The sequence below is a fragment of the Pseudomonas sp. 1152_12 genome (assembly GCF_052850675.1).
Genome location: NZ_VXCW01000002.1, coordinates 519,873 through 536,468, shown reverse-complemented (window position 1 = coordinate 536,468; position 16,596 = coordinate 519,873). Strand labels below are relative to the sequence as shown.

The 16,596-nt window shown below is 60.3% G+C and carries 9 protein-coding genes; 3 read left to right on the top strand and 6 right to left on the bottom strand.

Annotated features, from left to right (window positions below; translation table 11 throughout):
* Positions 1 to 106 precede the first annotated feature (106 nt).
* Positions 107 to 352, top strand: coding sequence for a toxin TcdB middle/C-terminal domain-containing protein (locus tag FW764_RS05060; RefSeq protein ID WP_446433078.1), 246 nt, complete (start codon positions 107 to 109; stop codon positions 350 to 352).
* Between the two features lie 361 nt (positions 353 to 713).
* Here the strand turns inward: FW764_RS05060 and FW764_RS05055 are convergent, their stop codons facing one another.
* Complete coding sequence (locus tag FW764_RS05055) at positions 714 to 3,470, bottom strand: RHS repeat-associated core domain-containing protein (protein ID WP_446433022.1); 2,757 nt, start codon at positions 3,468 to 3,470, stop codon at positions 714 to 716.
* Positions 3,471 to 3,815: 345 nt separating this feature from the next.
* Here FW764_RS05055 and FW764_RS05050 point away from each other — a divergent pair, with 345 nt between their 5' ends.
* Positions 3,816 to 8,405, top strand: a complete 4,590-nt coding sequence (locus FW764_RS05050) for a SpvB/TcaC N-terminal domain-containing protein (protein ID WP_446433021.1) — start codon at positions 3,816 to 3,818, stop codon at positions 8,403 to 8,405.
* 175 nt (positions 8,406 to 8,580) lie between these two features.
* Here FW764_RS05050 and FW764_RS05045 read toward each other — a convergent pair whose 3' ends face one another.
* The 3 genes from FW764_RS05045 to FW764_RS05035 all read right to left on the bottom strand — a co-directional run bounded on the left by FW764_RS05045 (position 8,581) and on the right by FW764_RS05035 (position 12,527).
* Positions 8,581 to 11,571: an RHS repeat-associated core domain-containing protein gene (locus tag FW764_RS05045; RefSeq protein ID WP_446433020.1), complete on the bottom strand. Its 2,991-nt coding sequence runs from the start codon at positions 11,569 to 11,571 to the stop codon at positions 8,581 to 8,583.
* Positions 11,572 to 11,708: 137 nt separating this feature from the next.
* Positions 11,709 to 12,002, bottom strand: coding sequence for a BolA family protein (locus FW764_RS05040; protein ID WP_446433019.1), 294 nt, complete (start codon positions 12,000 to 12,002; stop codon positions 11,709 to 11,711).
* 6 nt (positions 12,003 to 12,008) lie between these two features.
* Complete coding sequence (locus FW764_RS05035) at positions 12,009 to 12,527, bottom strand: DUF2059 domain-containing protein (RefSeq protein WP_446433018.1); 519 nt, start codon at positions 12,525 to 12,527, stop codon at positions 12,009 to 12,011.
* Between the two features lie 193 nt (positions 12,528 to 12,720).
* Between FW764_RS05035 and FW764_RS05030 the strand changes: the two genes are divergently transcribed.
* On the top strand, positions 12,721 to 14,109 hold the full coding sequence (locus FW764_RS05030; RefSeq protein ID WP_446433017.1) for a class II fumarate hydratase: 1,389 nt from the start codon (positions 12,721 to 12,723) through the stop codon (positions 14,107 to 14,109).
* On the opposite strand, the gene FW764_RS05025 is transcribed toward FW764_RS05030, so the two are convergent.
* Positions 14,106 to 15,062 carry a DMT family transporter gene (locus FW764_RS05025; protein WP_446433016.1) on the bottom strand — a complete coding sequence of 319 codons (957 nt, stop codon included), beginning with the start codon at positions 15,060 to 15,062 and terminating at the stop codon, positions 14,106 to 14,108. The genes FW764_RS05030 and FW764_RS05025 overlap by 4 nt on opposite strands.
* A 180-nt stretch (positions 15,063 to 15,242) precedes the next feature.
* On the bottom strand, positions 15,243 to 16,427 hold the full coding sequence (locus tag FW764_RS05020) for a thiolase family protein (RefSeq protein WP_446433015.1): 1,185 nt from the start codon (positions 16,425 to 16,427) through the stop codon (positions 15,243 to 15,245).
* Between the last annotated feature and the right edge of the window lie 169 nt (positions 16,428 to 16,596).

The following is a 16,596-nucleotide window of genomic DNA, read 5'->3' as shown; positions in this document are numbered from 1 at the left end:
GTCGCTGCCCGAGGCAGGCAACGCCATCGAAGGGTCGCCAAAGGCTGGGGCAACATGATGCACCCGAACAACCGCAACCGACCGATCATCACAACAGCTTAATCCTATCACCCACCTCACAGGAGGCGCAGGAGACGGCCTTTGCATTACGGGGCCTGCCGTTACGGGTGGAAGTACTCACCCTCGACCCGGCCAACAAGGCCCCTATACGGTGCAGCAGTACCGCTATAGGGTCCGCCGATTGTCCCAGGCCAACGGCTCACGACCCTGGGCGCGAATGCTGCCGCTGACGCTGGAGTCAGTGCATTTTCAGTACGAACGGGTGCCCGATGATCCGGTCTGCCAACACTAGGTCAACTTGCGCTGGGACGCCTATGGCAGCTTGGTGCACCGCGCACGGCGCAAGACCGATAAGGATGCACCACCGGTACTGCTCGATGATGGGCACATACGCGCCACCGCCAGGTTGCGCTTGAAAAAAAAAGCAAAACCGCTGAGTGCGAGTGAGAAAACCTTGGCTGACTTGATCCATAAGACCCGGCGCGAACCCGCCCGTAACCTGATGCTCGCCGCCGACCGCTGTACCCATGACCAGGACCAACTCATCCACATGACCCCAGCCTGCCAGGACGGCTTTGGGCGCACCTTGCAAAGCAAACAAAAAGCCGAACCGGGGTCGGCTCAGTCGAGTCACAGCGACGCTGATTCGCAAATCAGCGGCGCCACCCTGCACGTGCAATGGCTACGCCTCGGGGCCTGTAGGCGCGCCACAGGGCTGAGTGAGTCTCCCACGGCGCGTCGACCTTGAATTGACCTTGATAGAAAATGACCTTGCCGGCCAGTTGCGTTCGATGCCGATAGAGCCAGCGCAGCTCCGAGGCCGTAGCCGATCGTTGCGACTTGCTGACCACCGTCCCGATGTCCAGATCGTCAAGGGCGAAATGGACCACCGCCGTACTCTGCGGATGGATCAGGGTTTCCAAAGCGGATTTGCTGCTTCGACTGACCAGCTTTTGCTGGATGCCGAGTACACCTTCGCCGATGAATTGAATAGCAGTTGCCTCGGCTGAATATTTTCCTGCCGCAAGGTTACGAACAAATCTCCTCGCGAACTGCTGGTTGCAAGTGGTCGCCGTACAACCTGAGTACTTGGCAACAATACCTTCAGAGAAGGACCGAACGTTGGCCGATATTCGCGTACGTAGTTCTGCCTTGAGACGTGTTGCTATCGGATCTTCACCCTGCACCGGCGTCACCAAGTCCCTGAACTCGACAGGCGCCTCTTCGCGAAAAGTGAAGAACTCGTGAACGCTGCCCCCCAGCCCGGCAGTCCAGCGCTGTACGTCCGCACCTGAGAAATAGGCCGCCATCGTGTCCCCACGCCCACTCAGTTTCGACCAGAAGCTGCGGTAGCTGTGCACCGTATCAGCCAAACCGAAAATGATGTCGCCTCGCCCCGGCTGGAACTGCTCGCCAAAGGTCGCCTGCCCACCATCAACATCCGTGAACCGCAAGGGGTTGCCCAGGACCATCGCATACAGGTTCAAGCCGTCCACGTCGCTCAACGGGTCCGGGCTGATCCAGCGCTGCAACCACGGCGCGTAATACCGCGATCCGTAGTAATACAACCCTGTCGCATCGCGCTCCTTACCTGCGTAGCGGCGGACTTTATAGGTGGACCGCTGCGTACCGTTGGTAGCCCACCACGCCGTTGCGCCATAAGGATAATAATGCTCCTGGCTCAACAACTGCGCTTGCTCGTCCAGCGCCAGTAAATGGCTATTGAGGTGATCGAGGATACTGAATTGCAACTGTTCTTCACTCATATCACTGGGGCCACCGGCCTCCCACTGCAACACCGTGACCCGGCCGCCGCCCGTATCAATGTCCAGCACGTTCAAGCGCTTGCCAGTTTGTATATGCAGATGCAAACCCGGCAAGTAACACGTGATATGTGCATGGGGTTTCGCGGCGACCTGCTGACTTCTGATCTTGGCTGCCCGCTGGCCCTGACTGTCGTAGAGATAACGTTCCACATCAGGGTCACCCTGCTCTCGCTGCACCTGGGTCGCGTGAGTGAGTTGGTTACGCACGTTCCAGCCTAGCTGCTGGCCGCCGCCCAGCATTTGCTGATTACCGTTGGCATCAAACATCGTCGCCCAGTGTCCCGGCGCACCGTCAGTGACTGACAAGGCACGATTGCTACCCGCAGCCACACTCATGTCCTGGGTGTAACCTGTTCCACTGCTCGGCACATGGCGAAGGCGTGTCAAGTTGCCATGTTCATCGTAGGTATAATGCTGGGTGTAATTGCGCCAGAGCCCGGTATCGGTTGCCCCGAACGTCACCCGCCCCGGGGCGGCCTGGCCACCGCTGTTGCCGGCATTTTCCCGACCGCTGGCCTGGGTTAACTGGTACAGACTGTCGTACTGGTAACGACTGACCGCATCAATGCGAGTATTGCTGTGCCATTGAGTCGGCTGGGCTTGGTCGCTGAGGCTGAGGATGTTGCCTACCGGGTCGTACTCGTACACAAGGTCCTGTAAAGGCGTGGCGACCTCGCCCTTGCGATACACCGTCAGTTGCAGCAAGCGATAATCCTCAGCAGCGTATTTCGCTGCTTTGGTGACATCATTGCCCATACGCTCGGACTCCGCTTGCCCATTGGCGTTGTACACGCGCTGGTCCATCAACACCTGACGCGTTCCCCCCTTTAGGGTCAGCGCTACCTCCTTCAACCAGCCTTGTTGCCCGTAGCGCCAGTGCCGGCGATTGTTTTTTGCGTCGACCTGCTCGAGCAGTGCCCCCAAAGCGTCGTACCGCCAGGCCGTGGTATGGGCTTTGGGCTCCAACTGTTCGGCTTGTTTGTCATCGCTCGATGGCCAGTCAACTGTCGACGTATCCATGCGCAACCGTCGAGTCTGCTTGATGACGCTCCCACCGATCCCGTACTCATCCATCGACAGAACACCGGCCGGGTCCGCATGACGAATCAGACGACCACAACGGTTGCCGGCCCCCTCGGCGGGCTCGGCTGCCGCATAGGTCAGGCGCTCAACACAACGCGGCCGTGGCTCCTGCGCAGCCTGTTCAAATACCGCCACTGGGCGTAGCAGGCGGTCGTAGCGCCGCTCCTGATGAGCTTGACGCGAATCCCAGCAGTGCAACGGCTGCCCTGCTTCACCGCGTAATACCAAGCGCCAGCCCGCATCGACGCTCTCGGTGCGAACGGCCTCGCCCGACAGACTGTAAATGTTCGATTGCGACGCCACACCCGCAGCGCCGCGCGCAAATTGACGCGGGTCCCACTGTTCGAGCAAAAAAACACTGGCCCCAAACACCTGACGGGTGACCCGTGCCTGCAGGGTATGCGTCACGTTCTCGCGGTGATATTGAACGGTACGCACCGCCAGTCCGCGAGGGTCCATGGCCTTCAAGGTAGGTGTATTTCGATGCAGAGAATTAGACATAAACTCATGACCTGATTGGCTAAGGTCAAAAAAGTCTAAGGAGGCGCTCTGCGCAGTGGAGGTATTGTTAGGGGGTTTTATGTGTCTAATTACAGGAACAGAATACGATTAGGTCTGCTCCGCAGCCCAACGGGAACAAGCGCTTACCGCCACAGGGCTACGGCGGTGTAAATACCTATGCCCGGCTCCGTTAACCTGCGTGATAGCGTTTTTTCATTGCCCGCCGACCCCCTCGGTGGGAGTGAAGGAACGTATGAATATGCAAGCCGAAAGCAGCTCCTTGCTCACTCAACTGATTGATCCCGCACGCCCTCGCGCCCCCGCCCCAGCCAGTCGGGGTCAGGCATGAGCGACGACACTCTCAAACGGCAGGTCAATACCCCGACGCTGCCCAAAGGCGGTGCTGCCATCCAAGGCACCGGCAAGGGTTGGGGCGATATCGGCTCCAGTGGTACGGCAAGCTTTGAAATTCCCTTGCCGATCTCTCCCGCGCGCGGCTACGCGCCGGCCATGTCACTGACCTACCACAGCAGCGCCGGCAACGGCCCCTTCGGATTGGGTTGGGGGGTGCCCCTGCCAGCCATCAGCCGGCGCACCTCCCATGGCGTGCCGGCCTACACGGAGCACGACGTATTAGTAGGCCCCGACGTGCAAATATGGCTACCCGAACGCGATGTTCAGGGTGCAACCGTCAGCCGCCGACCGACCGCGTTCAATGGTTTGACACTGACTATCGCGTACACGGTTACCCAATACTTTCCCAGGATCGAGGGCCACTTCGACCATATCGAGCACTGGCACTCGGCAACCGATACGGCAGGCTTCTGGTTGATACAAAGCGCCGATGGCAGTCAGCACTTTTACGGAAAAACCCCGTTGGCCCGAATTGCCGATCCGGACCACCCGCACCATGTGGCGCAATGGTTGTTGCAGGAAAGCCTGAACCCCCACGGCGAACACATTTATTATCACTACAAAAAAGAAACCGATCCCTCGCGCTACCCGAGGGACTGTCGAGCCCAGCATTACCTGGAGCGCGTCTGCTACGGCAACTTCACCGCCAAGGAGCAGGAACAGCTCTACCTCTGGCAGACCGACAATGAGCCGGACATGGGCTGGCACTTTCAGTTGCTCTTTGACTATGGCGAACGCGCCCTCGAACTGGATCAGCGGCCGACGTATCAGGCTACACAGAAGTGGCCAGCACGCAGCGACCCCTGCTCGGACTTTTCGTTCGGCTTCGAGCTACGCACCCTGCGCTGTTGCAACCAGATTCTGATGTTTCACCACTTCCCCAAGGAAGCGCAAATGGGCGCCGACCCGGTGCTGGTCAAGCGTCTGCTGCTGGAATACCGCGCGCCCAGCCATGTCAGCCTGTTGATTGGGGTGCATGAGCAGGCCTTCGACCGCTCGGGCAATAGCGTGAGCCGCCCGCCACTGGAGTGTTTTTACCAATCGAGCCAGCTCAAGGTGGACCAGCGCCGCTATCAGCCCTTCAGTTCACTGCCCGGGCTGCATGACAACGATCGCTATCAACTGGTCGATCTGTATGGCGAAGGCATACCCGGTCTGTTATATCGCGCTGACAAGAGTTGGTACTACCGTGAACCCCTGAGGTCACAGCACACGAAAACCGGCGACAAGGTGACTTACGGCGCGGCCCAGGCGTTGGGGCGAGTGCCGGTCGCCGATAGCACCCGGCCCATCCACCAGGTGCTAGCCGATGTGGACGGCGATGGCCGTCTGGACTGGCTGGTTGCCCACCCAGGAATGAGCGGCTTTTTCAGCCTGGACGAACAGCGCAACTGGTCAACCTTCACGCCGTTCGATGCATTCCCGTCGGAGTTCTTCCATCCCCTGGGAATACTCGCCGACTTGATGGGTACGGGACATCCTGACGTTGCCATGATCGGCCCCCGTAGCGTGCGCCTGTATGCCAATCGCCGAAACACCGGCTTCGCACCCGCTATCGAGGTGCCTCATACGCTCGACGACGCCTTGCCGATTGTTTCCGCCTCACCCAGCGAACTGGTGGCGTTCAGCGATGTGCTCGCCACGGGCCAGCAGCATCTGGTGCGTATCCGTCATAACGAAGTCAAATGTTGGCCGAACCTGGGTCGAGGACGTTTTGCCCAGGGGTTTGTGTTGGCCACGTTGCCGCTCCGTTATGAAACGTTCAAGGCAGCCAATGTACTGCTCGTCGACCTCAATGGAAGTGGCGCTACGGACTTACTGTATTTGAGCGCCGCGCACCTGTGTATTTTCCTCAATAAAGCTGGCAACGGCTTCGAGACAGAGGCGATCAAAGTCCCGTGGCCAGAGGACGTGCGGTATGACGACCAATGCCAGGTCAACGTCGTCGACTTGAACGGCCTGGGCTGCCCTAGCCTGATCCTGACCGCCGCCCACCAGACGCCCATTCACTGGCGCTACGATTTTTTTACCCAAAAGCCTAGGTTGCTCCTGCGAACCGACAACAACATGGGCGCTCAGACCTCGATCAAGTATCGCAGCAGTGCCCAGGAATGGCTGGATGAAAAACATGAGTGCCATGCCAACGGCCAACCTGCGATCAGCCAGCTACCCTTTGCGCTGATGCTGGTCAGCCAACAAACCCAGCGAGATGAAATTACCGGCAACCAACTGACCCAACACTGGCACTATCGCCAGGCTTATTACGACCGCACGGACCGCGAATTTAGGGGGTTCGGGCTGGTGCTGCAAACCGACACCGAAAGCAGCAAAGACACGCAACACGCTCAGGGTTTCAGTGCACCCGTGCGCACCAAAACCTGGTTTCATACCGGGCAATCCATCGACATGCCCACCCTCGGCCACAGCACTCACGACACACAGGCCAAGGCTATGGGCCGCACGCTGGTCAGCCGTTACAGGGTGACGGCCGGGGCGCAGCCGCTGGATCATCACGACGACTTGATCAGCGACCCTGCGCCGCCGCTGGCACGCGAAGTGGCACGCGCACTCAGCGGCAGTGTGCTACGCGTGGAGGTGGCAGCGGCGGCCCCGGCGCAAGGTGCCGTGCCCTATTCAGTTAAGCAACAGCGTTATCTGATCCGCGAACTGGCGCCGAAGAGTGCCCATACGCCCTATGCCCGGCTGCTGCCATTAGCCCTGGAGTCGATCAGTTATCAATATGAAGGGGTGGAAGACGATCCCGTGTGCCAGCACCAGATCAACCTGCGCTGGGATGCCTATGGCTGCCTGGTGCATGGCGTCACCCTGCATTATGCCCGCCGTACAAGCACCCTCAGCTCACCGCCCGCGGTGCTGGTCGATGATCATCACCAGCGCTGGTGGCGCGATACCCATGACAGCGCGCAACAGTCCTATTACCTGAGCGAAACGCTGGCACAGCACATTCATCTGGACGACGCACAACACTGGCGCCTGGCCTTGCCCTACCGCCAACGAAACAATGCTCTGGTGCTGGGCAAAACTCCAGCGGCCGACGGGTTAGACCTCGGGCGTATCGCCTATGAGGGGTTCATCGACAACCGCGATGGGCCATTGGCCGCAGGTGCCACGCGCGAACTGAGCAGCTTGTCGGTGCAGCACTATCGGCAAGCCGGTGGCCTGGGCAAAACCCTGGAGCCCGGCGTCGCCACTGCCCAGGCCTTGACCGATTATCTGGAAACCGCAGAGCTGGATGACAACGCCCTGAATGTTTACAAGGACATACCGGCGATGCCCAACCAACCGCCGGTTGACTTGGTGCAAAAGCTCAGCGACAGCGGCTATCACCCCATGGTGCTATTTTTTCTATTCGACGGCGAGGTGCCGCCCAAGGAGAATCGCCTGTGGTCGATTCGCCGGCACTTTCCACGCTATGCCAAGGCCTCCCAGTTTTATCGGTTACGGGCGCTGCGGGCCACCGAGGCTCATGGCGAAACAGCGCTCAACTATGACGCCTATTGGTTGCAAACCGTGCGTGTAAAAATGCCCGACGGTTGCGTAACCAACGCCCAATACGACTATCGATTGCTGCTGCCGACCAAAATTGTCGACCCCAATGGCAATATTCAAGAAGCGCTTTATGACGGTTTCGGGCAACTGCTCGTCAACACCTTTCACGGTCACGAACAAAGCCGCAAAGTGGGGTTCGCCGCCTTGGAGAGCTACCGCCCGCTCAAACATGTAACGCCCGGGTTTGCCATAGAACACGCGCAAAGCGTGTTGCAGAGCATGGCCAGCGCACACTGCTACGCCCCGTTCAGTTGGATGGGCGCGATCGACCTGGCCCTGGTCAAGCCAGAGTGGATCACCAAGGCCTATCTGCTCCCCAGCGGGCATATCCGCATGAGCGCGCGGGCACGCCTAGGCGCTCGCAAGGCGCTCAGTGACAGCGATAAACAACTCAAGGCGTTGATCGACAAAGCCAGCCAGACCCCGGTACATGGGCTCATGTTGCAAGCCGACCGCTACCCGGATGATGCCGCCCAACAAATTCGCCTGACCTTGACCTGTTGGGATGGCTTCAGTCGTACCTTACAGACCAAGCAAAAGACTGAGCCTGGCCTGGCCAATGCGGTCGACGACAAGGGCAACTTGCTGGTCGACGAGATACCCGATACGGCACCCGGCACCTTGAAAAAACAGCTGCGCCAAGTGCACGCCGACTCGCGCTGGCGCGTCAGTGAGCGTGTCGAATACAACAATAAGGGCTTGGTCATTCGCGTGTACCGCCCCTACTTCGCTGACAAGCACGCCTACGTCAATGATCAATCCATGCGCGAGTTGGGCCACAGCGACCGACAGTTCTACGACCCTCTAGGACGCCCGACACAGACACTGACCGCCGCAGGATTCATGCGACGTACCACCTATTGGGCCTGGTACACCGTCAATGAGGATGAAAACGATACCTACGAAGAGCTGCAGGCTGCGCCCTCCAACGCACTGATTGAAAAACGATAAGGACGCGGCTGCGCGGTTGTGGCGCGGGAGCAAGCTCCCTCGCCACAGCAAACTTGCCGCCTGTTCTCTCTGAATCACCACTGCTTAGGCCTTCGGCACAGAGACCTTGAAAGGGCTGGCCCTTACGGTGGGTCACTTTCGAACAGCCGTTGCGGCGGCCCATCCACCCTCCTAGTTACTGAGGCCGCGGGCTTCGGCGCCAGCCCGCCGACAAGGTCGAATACCCGCCCCTGGCGAACTGAACGAAAAAGCCACGCCATTCGGTCAGCGCGGAAATCACGCCGCGGGCCGCCATCACAATGTTGCGAGTCATCCGGCCCTGTGCGGCCACGGGCAAGCCCGTCAGCGCAACGGCCAATGCCTCGACACCGGTCGCCGCCCAGTACGTCCACACCTGATTGAACATTCTGCTCAGCCCACCGTGCATCGTCGCGACAGGGTCGGGGATCTGCAGAGTTTGGCCATGGGGGTCGTGGGAGGCCGTCGGGTGACCGCCACGAATCATCGTTCCCATCGCTCCATCGTAGGCTTCTATTGCAGGTGACACATTGGGTTGCATCAGCGCAGGCACTTCCCCGCCGTATACCGCGTTGGCCACAGTCACAAGGGCATAGGCCGCCGTCGCTCCGGCGGTGCGCGTGACCCTGCCGCGCAGGGGCGTGCTGCCCCAGGAGACGCCAGTACCGTGCCCACGGAGGACCTGCTGCGCGAGCTCCCTGGACAGCGCGCGCACATGCCCGCCCAACCGTTGGACCGCTACCGGGTCCCAGCTGTCCTCGGTTTGAGCACCTGTCGAGACGCCATAAACGGCAAACCCCATCCCCGCGGCACCTGCAAAAAGAGCACCGATCTGTGGCGCCAATTGCGTCCAGTTACCGGCGATACCGGTGCTCATATGTGCCGTGGACACGGCATCCAGCACCGCGACGGTAAGGCGCAAGATTTGGTTGCGTTGCGCCGTGGGCTGGACGTTACTGAAGATCGCCAGATCGACGCCCGTCGAAATAGCATTGGAAATATAGGTGGATAAACCGTCGCGAATCGCGGCCGATGCACCCGCCTGTATCCTGGGGCGAGCAATACGTGCGATATGCGCGATCCTGCGGCTGATGGAAGGCCTGCGCAGTTGCATCTGGCGGGGCTGCTCCAAAGCCGGTGTCGCCGCCAGCCCCTGCGCATCAACCTTAGTGACAGGGTTACCGCCAACCATGGCGTAAACATTCAAGCCATCGGCATCGCCGGTCGGGTCCGGGCTGATCCAGCGACACAACCACGGCGCGTAATACCGGAAGCCGTAGTAGGACAACCCACTGGCATCGCGCTCCTTGCCCGAATAACGGATGAATTTATAGCTCGCCTCGCTGGCGCTTTTCGCCGCCCACCACGCGGTACCACCATAGGGATAATAGCTTTCCTGGCTGAGCAGTTGCGCCTGCTCGCCCAACTCGATCGTGCTGCTGCCTAAGTGGTCCGACAAACCGTAACGGATCTGCGTAGCCTGGCTGCCGCCCGAGGGGTGACGATCCCAGGACAGTACCCGGATAGTGAGGGTCCCGACATCGAGGTTGAGTACATTCAGTTGCTCACCCGTTGCACTGTCATGGCGAATCTCCAACCCTGGCAAGTAGTGCACCTGCGCCGTATGCGACACCCCTTTGGCTTGGGTTACCCGGCGCTTGAGGATGCGTCGTCCGGTCGCATCGTATGCGTAGCGTTCCTCATCGTCGCGTCCTCCCTCGCGCAGCACCTGGGTGATGCGCACCAGTTGATTGCGCACATCCCAGCCCATGCGTTGATCGCCCTCCAATGCTTGCAGATTGCCGTTGCGGTCAAAGTCCTGCCCCAACCCCGGCACGGCCCTGCCATCGGCCTGCGGCACGAAATGATTGCTGCGCGCGGCCACGCTCATCTGGCGCGTGAACCCTGTGCCGCTGCTGGGCACGTGCTGCAACTCAAGCAAGTTGCCAGCCGCGTCATAACTGAACTGCTGGGTGTAGCGACGCCAGACGCTGTCGTCAGTCGAGCCGAACGCCACCCTCGCCGGTAACGCGGGGCCCCACTTGTTGCCCGCAGTTTCGCGCCCGGTGGCCTTGGTCAATTGCGATAACGTGTCGTACTCATAGAGGCTGGCCGAGCTGATCCGGGTGTTACTCGACCATTGTGTTGGCTGGGCAAGATCGTCGATCCGTACAACGTTGCCGACGCAATCATAATCGTAGGTCAGATCTTGCAGTGCTGTGCCCGTCGGCCCTTGCACACGGGCACTCATCTGCCGCAAGCGGCCATCGGCTTCCTGGTACTGCAAGGTACGCACAACGCCATTCCCGGCGCGTTCGCTGATCACTTGGCCCGCCGCATTGTAGCGACGCTGGCCCATCAACGGCGTGTGCACACCGCCCGCAGGCAACACAGCGATGCTCGCCGGCTGGCCGTCAATGCCATAGGCATACTCCAGGCGATTGCCCTTGGCATCCGTGTGATGCAAGCGCTCACCCTGCGCGTTGAAACCCGTTGATGTCTGGAAACGCTCGGGGTCCAGGCGCACGTCCCGTTGTGCATCGGGCAGCGGCCAATCCAGCGCAGCAGTAGCCTGCCGGAAGCGTCGAGTCTGCTGGACAACGTCTCCGTTCAGCCCATAAAACTCGTGGAACAACGATCCCCCGCCATCATCATGGCGAATCACCCGGCCACAGCGATTGCGTGCGGCCTCCTCAAGCGAGTTTGAAGCATAGGCAATACGCTCGACACATAGCGGTTGCTCGTCATTGGCCGCTTGCTCGAAGACGGCGGCGGGCCGTACGTATTGATCGTAGTGATGCGCCTGATGGGCGCCCCGCCCGTCCCACTCGTCCAGTAACTGCCCGGCCTCACCCGGCAACGCGAGCCGCCAGCCGGCATCCACGCTGTCGATGCGCAACGCATGCCCGCCAAGGCTGTAGACCGTGCGTTGATTGGCTTGAGTGCCAGCCTGTGAGCGCGACAATTGCAACAGGCGCGGGTCCCACTGCTCGATCATCAAGCCAGAACTGCCGAACACCTGACGATGAATGCGCACTTGCGGTTCAACCTCTGCCGTTGAACGGTGATAGTCGATGTGACGGACAATCAATCCACGCGGGTCGATAGCGGCCAGGGACGGCGTATTTCGGTGGACGGAATTAGACATGACCTCAAGACCTCATTTCTGAATAAGTAGTCTTGAAAGTCTAGGGAAGGTGGAGGGGGCAAGGTGGTGCAGGAAGATGGTTTATATATCCGGGTACTGGCATCGCCTCGACCCGCTCACGCGGGTCGAGGCTGAGCTCAATGCCCGCCGGCGCAGGTCGGCGAGGCCGGGGCTGCGTCGGTTTTCGCCCATTCCTCAGGCGTATAGGTATGCAGCGCCAGCGCATGAAATTCGCTCATCAGGTCACCCAGAGTGGCGTAGACCTTCTGGTGGCGCTTGACGCGGTTAAGCCCCTCGAACTGCTGGCTGACCAGCACGGCCTTGAAGTGGGTCTGCAACCCACGGCTGTGCATGTGGCTTTCATCCAGCACGCTCAAGTGTTGTGGGCTCAGAGCGGCGAGCGCCGTTTCGATACGCTGTTGCATGGTCATTCCTGCTTACTTCTTCTTGGCCGGGGCGGCGGCTTTAGGCGTCAGCTCTTTGGTCATGTCTTCCAACAGCTTGTTCACCACCGGCACGGCGCTTTCCAGTTTGGCCTGGGTCATCTGGGCCGATTGCTGGGTCAGTTGCGGCATTTTTTCCAGGACTTTCTTGCCCAATGGCGACTGGTAGAACGCAACCAGGTCCTTGAGCTCCGATTCGCTGAAGTTAGTAGTGTAGAGCTTGACCATGTCCGGCTTCAACTTCGGCCAGCCGATGGCCTGGTCCAGGGCGGCATTGGCCTTGGCCTGATAGCTGTCCAGTACGGACTGCTTGGCGGCAGGTGCCTTGGTCTGTTCGAAACGCTGGGCGAACATTTGCTGAACTTGCATGTACACCGGAGTACCCAGCTTGTCGGCGTGGGCCAGGGTAAGGAAGGCTTCGGCACTGGCGTTATGGCTGGCGGTATCGGCAAACACTTGGCCGCTGGCGCAAACCAGAGCAACCGCGGTACAGATGGCACGAAGACGAGTCATCGAGTTTCCTTTCTAGCAGGCGAGGTATTACCCCCAAAGGCGACTATTCTGCGCCTAATAAACGAAATGTCTCAACCCCACCCCTTATCGGGCCTGGTTTTGCGGGACTTGAACCCGATGAACAGTCTTTTATGGAACCCCACTGGCCCATCACGGCCTAAACTGCGCAAACGAACCTGAAGGAGTGTGCCCGATGAGCCGTATCGAAACCGACAGCCTGGGAGACGTTCACGTCCCGGATGACGCTTACTGGGGCGCGCAGACCCAACGTTCACTGGTGAATTTCGCCATCGGCGAGCAGCGCATGCCCCTGGCGGTGCTGCACGCCTTAGCCCTGATCAAAAAGGCCGCGGCGCGGGTCAACGACCGCAACGGCGACTTGCCCGCCGATATCGCCCGCCTGATCGAACAGGCCGCCGATGAGGTGCTCGACGGTCAACATGACGACCAGTTCCCGCTGGTAGTGTGGCAAACCGGCAGCGGCACCCAGAGCAACATGAACGCCAATGAAGTGATCGCTGGCCGTGCCAACGAGCTGTCGGGCAAGACCCGCGGCGGCAAGAGCCCGGTGCACCCTAACGATCATGTGAACCGCTCACAGAGTTCCAACGATTGCTTCCCCACCGCCATGAGCATTGCGACGGTGCAGGCGGTAAACAAACAGCTGCTGCCGGCGATCAGCAACCTGTCGGGTGGGCTGGCGGAACTGTCGGCGCGGCACATGAAGCTGGTAAAGACCGGGCGAACCCACATGATGGACGCCACACCGATCACCTTTGGCCAGGAAGTCTCGGCGTTTATCGCCCAGCTCGATTACGCCGAACGCGCGATCCGCAGCGCCCTGCCTGCAGTCTGCGAACTGGCCCAAGGCGGCACCGCCGTCGGCACCGGGCTCAACTCGCCTCATGGCTTTGGCGAGGCAATTGCCGCCGAGCTGGCCGCGTTATCGGGGTTTGCGTTCGTCACCGCACCGAACAAGTTCGCCGCCCTCTCCGGCCATGAGCCACTGGTGACCCTGCACGGCGCGCTGAAAACCCTGGCCGTGGCCCTGATGAAAATCGCCAACGACCTGCGCCTGCTAGGCTCCGGCCCCCGTGCCGGGCTGGCCGAGGTCAAGTTGCCGGCCAACGAGCCGGGCAGCTCGATCATGCCAGGCAAGGTCAACCCGACCCAGTGCGAAGCGCTGTCAATGCTCGCCTGCCAGGTGCTGGGCAATGACGTCACCATCGGCATCGCCGCCAGCCAAGGGCATCTGCAACTGAACGTGTACAAGCCGGTGATCATCCACAACCTGCTGGAATCAATCCGCCTGCTGGCCGACGGCTGCAACAACTTCCAGGAACACTGCATCGCTGGCCTCGAGCCCGACGCCGAGCAAATGGCCGCGCACCTGGAGCGCGGTCTGATGCTGGTGACCGCGCTCAATCCACACATCGGCTACGACAAGTCGGCGCAGATCGCCAAGAAGGCTTACGCCGAAGGCCTGACGCTACGTGAAGCCGCGTTGGACCTGGGCTACCTCACCGACGCGGAGTTCGACCAGTGGGTGCGCCCGGAAAACATGCTCGAAGCCGGGCATTAAGGCGCCAGGCGTAAACGCCGGGCCTTGAGCCCGGCGAGCAACGATGGCGCAAGCGCGACGGTCGCCGAGCCCAACACCACCACCAGCGCCCCGGCATAGCCCAGGGCGTTGATTTCTTCGGCGTGCACAAAGTCCGGCCATAACCACGCCGCCACCGCCACCGCCACAAAGGTCACCAATGGCGTCAGTGCCAGGGTCGCGCTGACCCGTGAGGCCTCCCAATGCGCCAGCGCTTCGGCAAAGGCACCGTAAGCCACCAGGGTATTCATGCAGCACGCCAGCAACAGCCAGCTTTGCAGCGGGCTCAACTGCAGCGCCTCCAGTGGATGCGCCCACGGCGTCAGCAGCGCAGCGCACGACAGATAGATCACCATCATCACTTGCAGCGAATTCCACACCGTCAGCAATTGCTTCTGGCCCAATGCGTAGAACACCCAAATGGTAGTGGCGAGCAGAATGGTCAGCACACCTGCGGTGTAGGTGCCCATCGACGTCAACAGTTCCACCAGGCGTTGATTGAAGAACAACCCGAAGCCGATGATCAGTACCACCAGGCCAACGCCCTGCCCGAGACTGAAACGCTCCTTGAACACAAACACACTGGCGACCATCAGAAAGATCGGCCCCATTTGCACCACCAACTGTGCGGTGCCGGGGCTGAGCATTTTCAGGCCGACCAAGTACAGCACGTAGTTGCCCACCAGCCCGCACACCGCCATGGCCACCAGCCAACCGCCCTTGGGGCCGAGCACTTTACGACTGGGCAGGCGCTTGGTGAGGGCCAGGTAGATAAACAAGCAGCTGCCAGCGACGATCAGGCGAAACCAGGTGACCGTCACCGGATCCATCACCAACAGCACTTGTTTGAGTTTGATCGGCAGGATGCCCCAGAGGAACGCGGTCAGCAGGGTCAAGCCAAAGCCATAGACCCAGCGGCCGGAAGAGATGTGCATGAGTGCCCCGAATGCCTGAGGAAGAGTGGAACGGGCATTCTAGGCCGATTTGGGAGACGCCACTGATTAAATGCGGGCTTGCCTGCGATAGCGGTGGATCAGTCGATATCTAGTGGGCTGACACTCCGCCATCGCAGGCAAGCCAGCCCCCACATAGGCCCATGTTTTTTTCAGTGAGGTCTAGCGTACGGCTTCAAACAGGCCGGTGGCGCCCATGCCGCCGCCCACGCACATGGTGACAATGCCGTAACGCAAATTGCGTCGCTGCAACTCGCGCACCAAATGCCCGACTTGCCGCGAACCGGTCATACCGAACGGGTGCCCGATGGAAATCGAGCCGCCATTGACGTTGTACTTGGCGTTGTCGATTTGCAAACGGTTACGCGCATACAGGCACTGCGAGGCAAACGCTTCGTTGAGTTCCCACAGGTCAATATCCGCCACTTGCAAGCCCCTGGCCTTGAGCAACTTGGGCACCGAGAACACCGGGCCGATGCCCATCTCGTCCGGATCGCAACCGGCCACGGTGAACCCACGGAAAAATGCCTTGGGCTTGAGCCCCAATGCCAAGGCCTTTTCCAGGCTCATGACCAATGTCATCGAGGCACCATCGGATAGCTGCGACGAATTGCCCGCCGTCACCGAGCCGTCTTCGGCAAACACCGGCTTCAGGCCCTGCAAGCTAGCGAGCGTGGTGTCAGGGCGGTTGCAGTCGTCGCGATCCACCACACCGTCAAGGATCTGCACCGCGCCGGTGTTCTTGTCCTCGACCTTGTACTTGATCGTCATCGGCACAATTTCATCGTCGAACAAGCCGTCGGCCTGGGCCTGAGCCGTACGCTGCTGGCTTTGCAGGGCATACAGGTCCTGCTCTTCGCGGCTGACGTTATAGCGACGCGCGACAACTTCGGCGGTCTGGCCCATGGGGAAGTAGATGCCCGGCACCTGCTCTTTAAGCAGCGGGTTGATCAGGTTATCGGTGTTGACACTTTTCATGGTCAGGCTGATCGACTCGACGCCACCGGCAACGATGATGTCGCTGCACCCCGAGGCAATCTGATTGGCGGCAATCGCAATCGCCTGCAAGCCTGAGGAGCAGAAGCGGTTGAGGGTCATCCCAGCCGTGCCAGTACCCAATTGCGACAATACCGCGACGTTGCGCCCGATGTTGTAGCCCTGCGCGCCCTCATTGGAGCCAGCGCCGACGATACAGTCTTCGACAGTCACTGGGTCGATGCCATTGCGCGAAAGCAGCGCATTGACGCAATGGGCCGCCATGTCATCCGGACGGGTCTGGTTGAACTTGCCACGAAAGGACTTGGCCAGGCCGGTTCGCACGCTGTCGACGATCACTACTTCACGCATGGGACTACCTCGATCTTGTCGTTGCTGGGAGATGCATCGAGGATAGATCCAGGCCTTTGCAACCGCGACGATCATTCACCCGGCATATACAAAAGCATGGCGGCAAGCAGGCTTGCCCTGCGTTGGGGCGCGAAGCGGCTCTGATCCAGACGCCGCATTCTTTCAGTTA

Excerpts from the sequence above, each read along its gene's own strand:
- FW764_RS05055 (WP_446433022.1), bottom strand. The coding sequence starts at position 3,470 with ATGTCTAATTCTCTGCATCGAAATACACCTACCTTGAAGGCCATGGAC.
- FW764_RS05050 (WP_446433021.1), top strand. The coding sequence starts at position 3,816 with ATGAGCGACGACACTCTCAAACGGCAGGTCAATACCCCGACGCTGCCC.
- FW764_RS05045 (WP_446433020.1), bottom strand. The coding sequence starts at position 11,571 with ATGTCTAATTCCGTCCACCGAAATACGCCGTCCCTGGCCGCTATCGAC.
- FW764_RS05040 (WP_446433019.1), bottom strand. The coding sequence starts at position 12,002 with ATGACCATGCAACAGCGTATCGAAACGGCGCTCGCCGCTCTGAGCCCA.
- FW764_RS05035 (WP_446433018.1), bottom strand. The coding sequence starts at position 12,527 with ATGACTCGTCTTCGTGCCATCTGTACCGCGGTTGCTCTGGTTTGCGCC.
- FW764_RS05030 (WP_446433017.1), top strand. The coding sequence starts at position 12,721 with ATGAGCCGTATCGAAACCGACAGCCTGGGAGACGTTCACGTCCCGGAT.
- FW764_RS05025 (WP_446433016.1), bottom strand. The coding sequence starts at position 15,062 with ATGCACATCTCTTCCGGCCGCTGGGTCTATGGCTTTGGCTTGACCCTG.
- FW764_RS05020 (WP_446433015.1), bottom strand. The coding sequence starts at position 16,427 with ATGCGTGAAGTAGTGATCGTCGACAGCGTGCGAACCGGCCTGGCCAAG.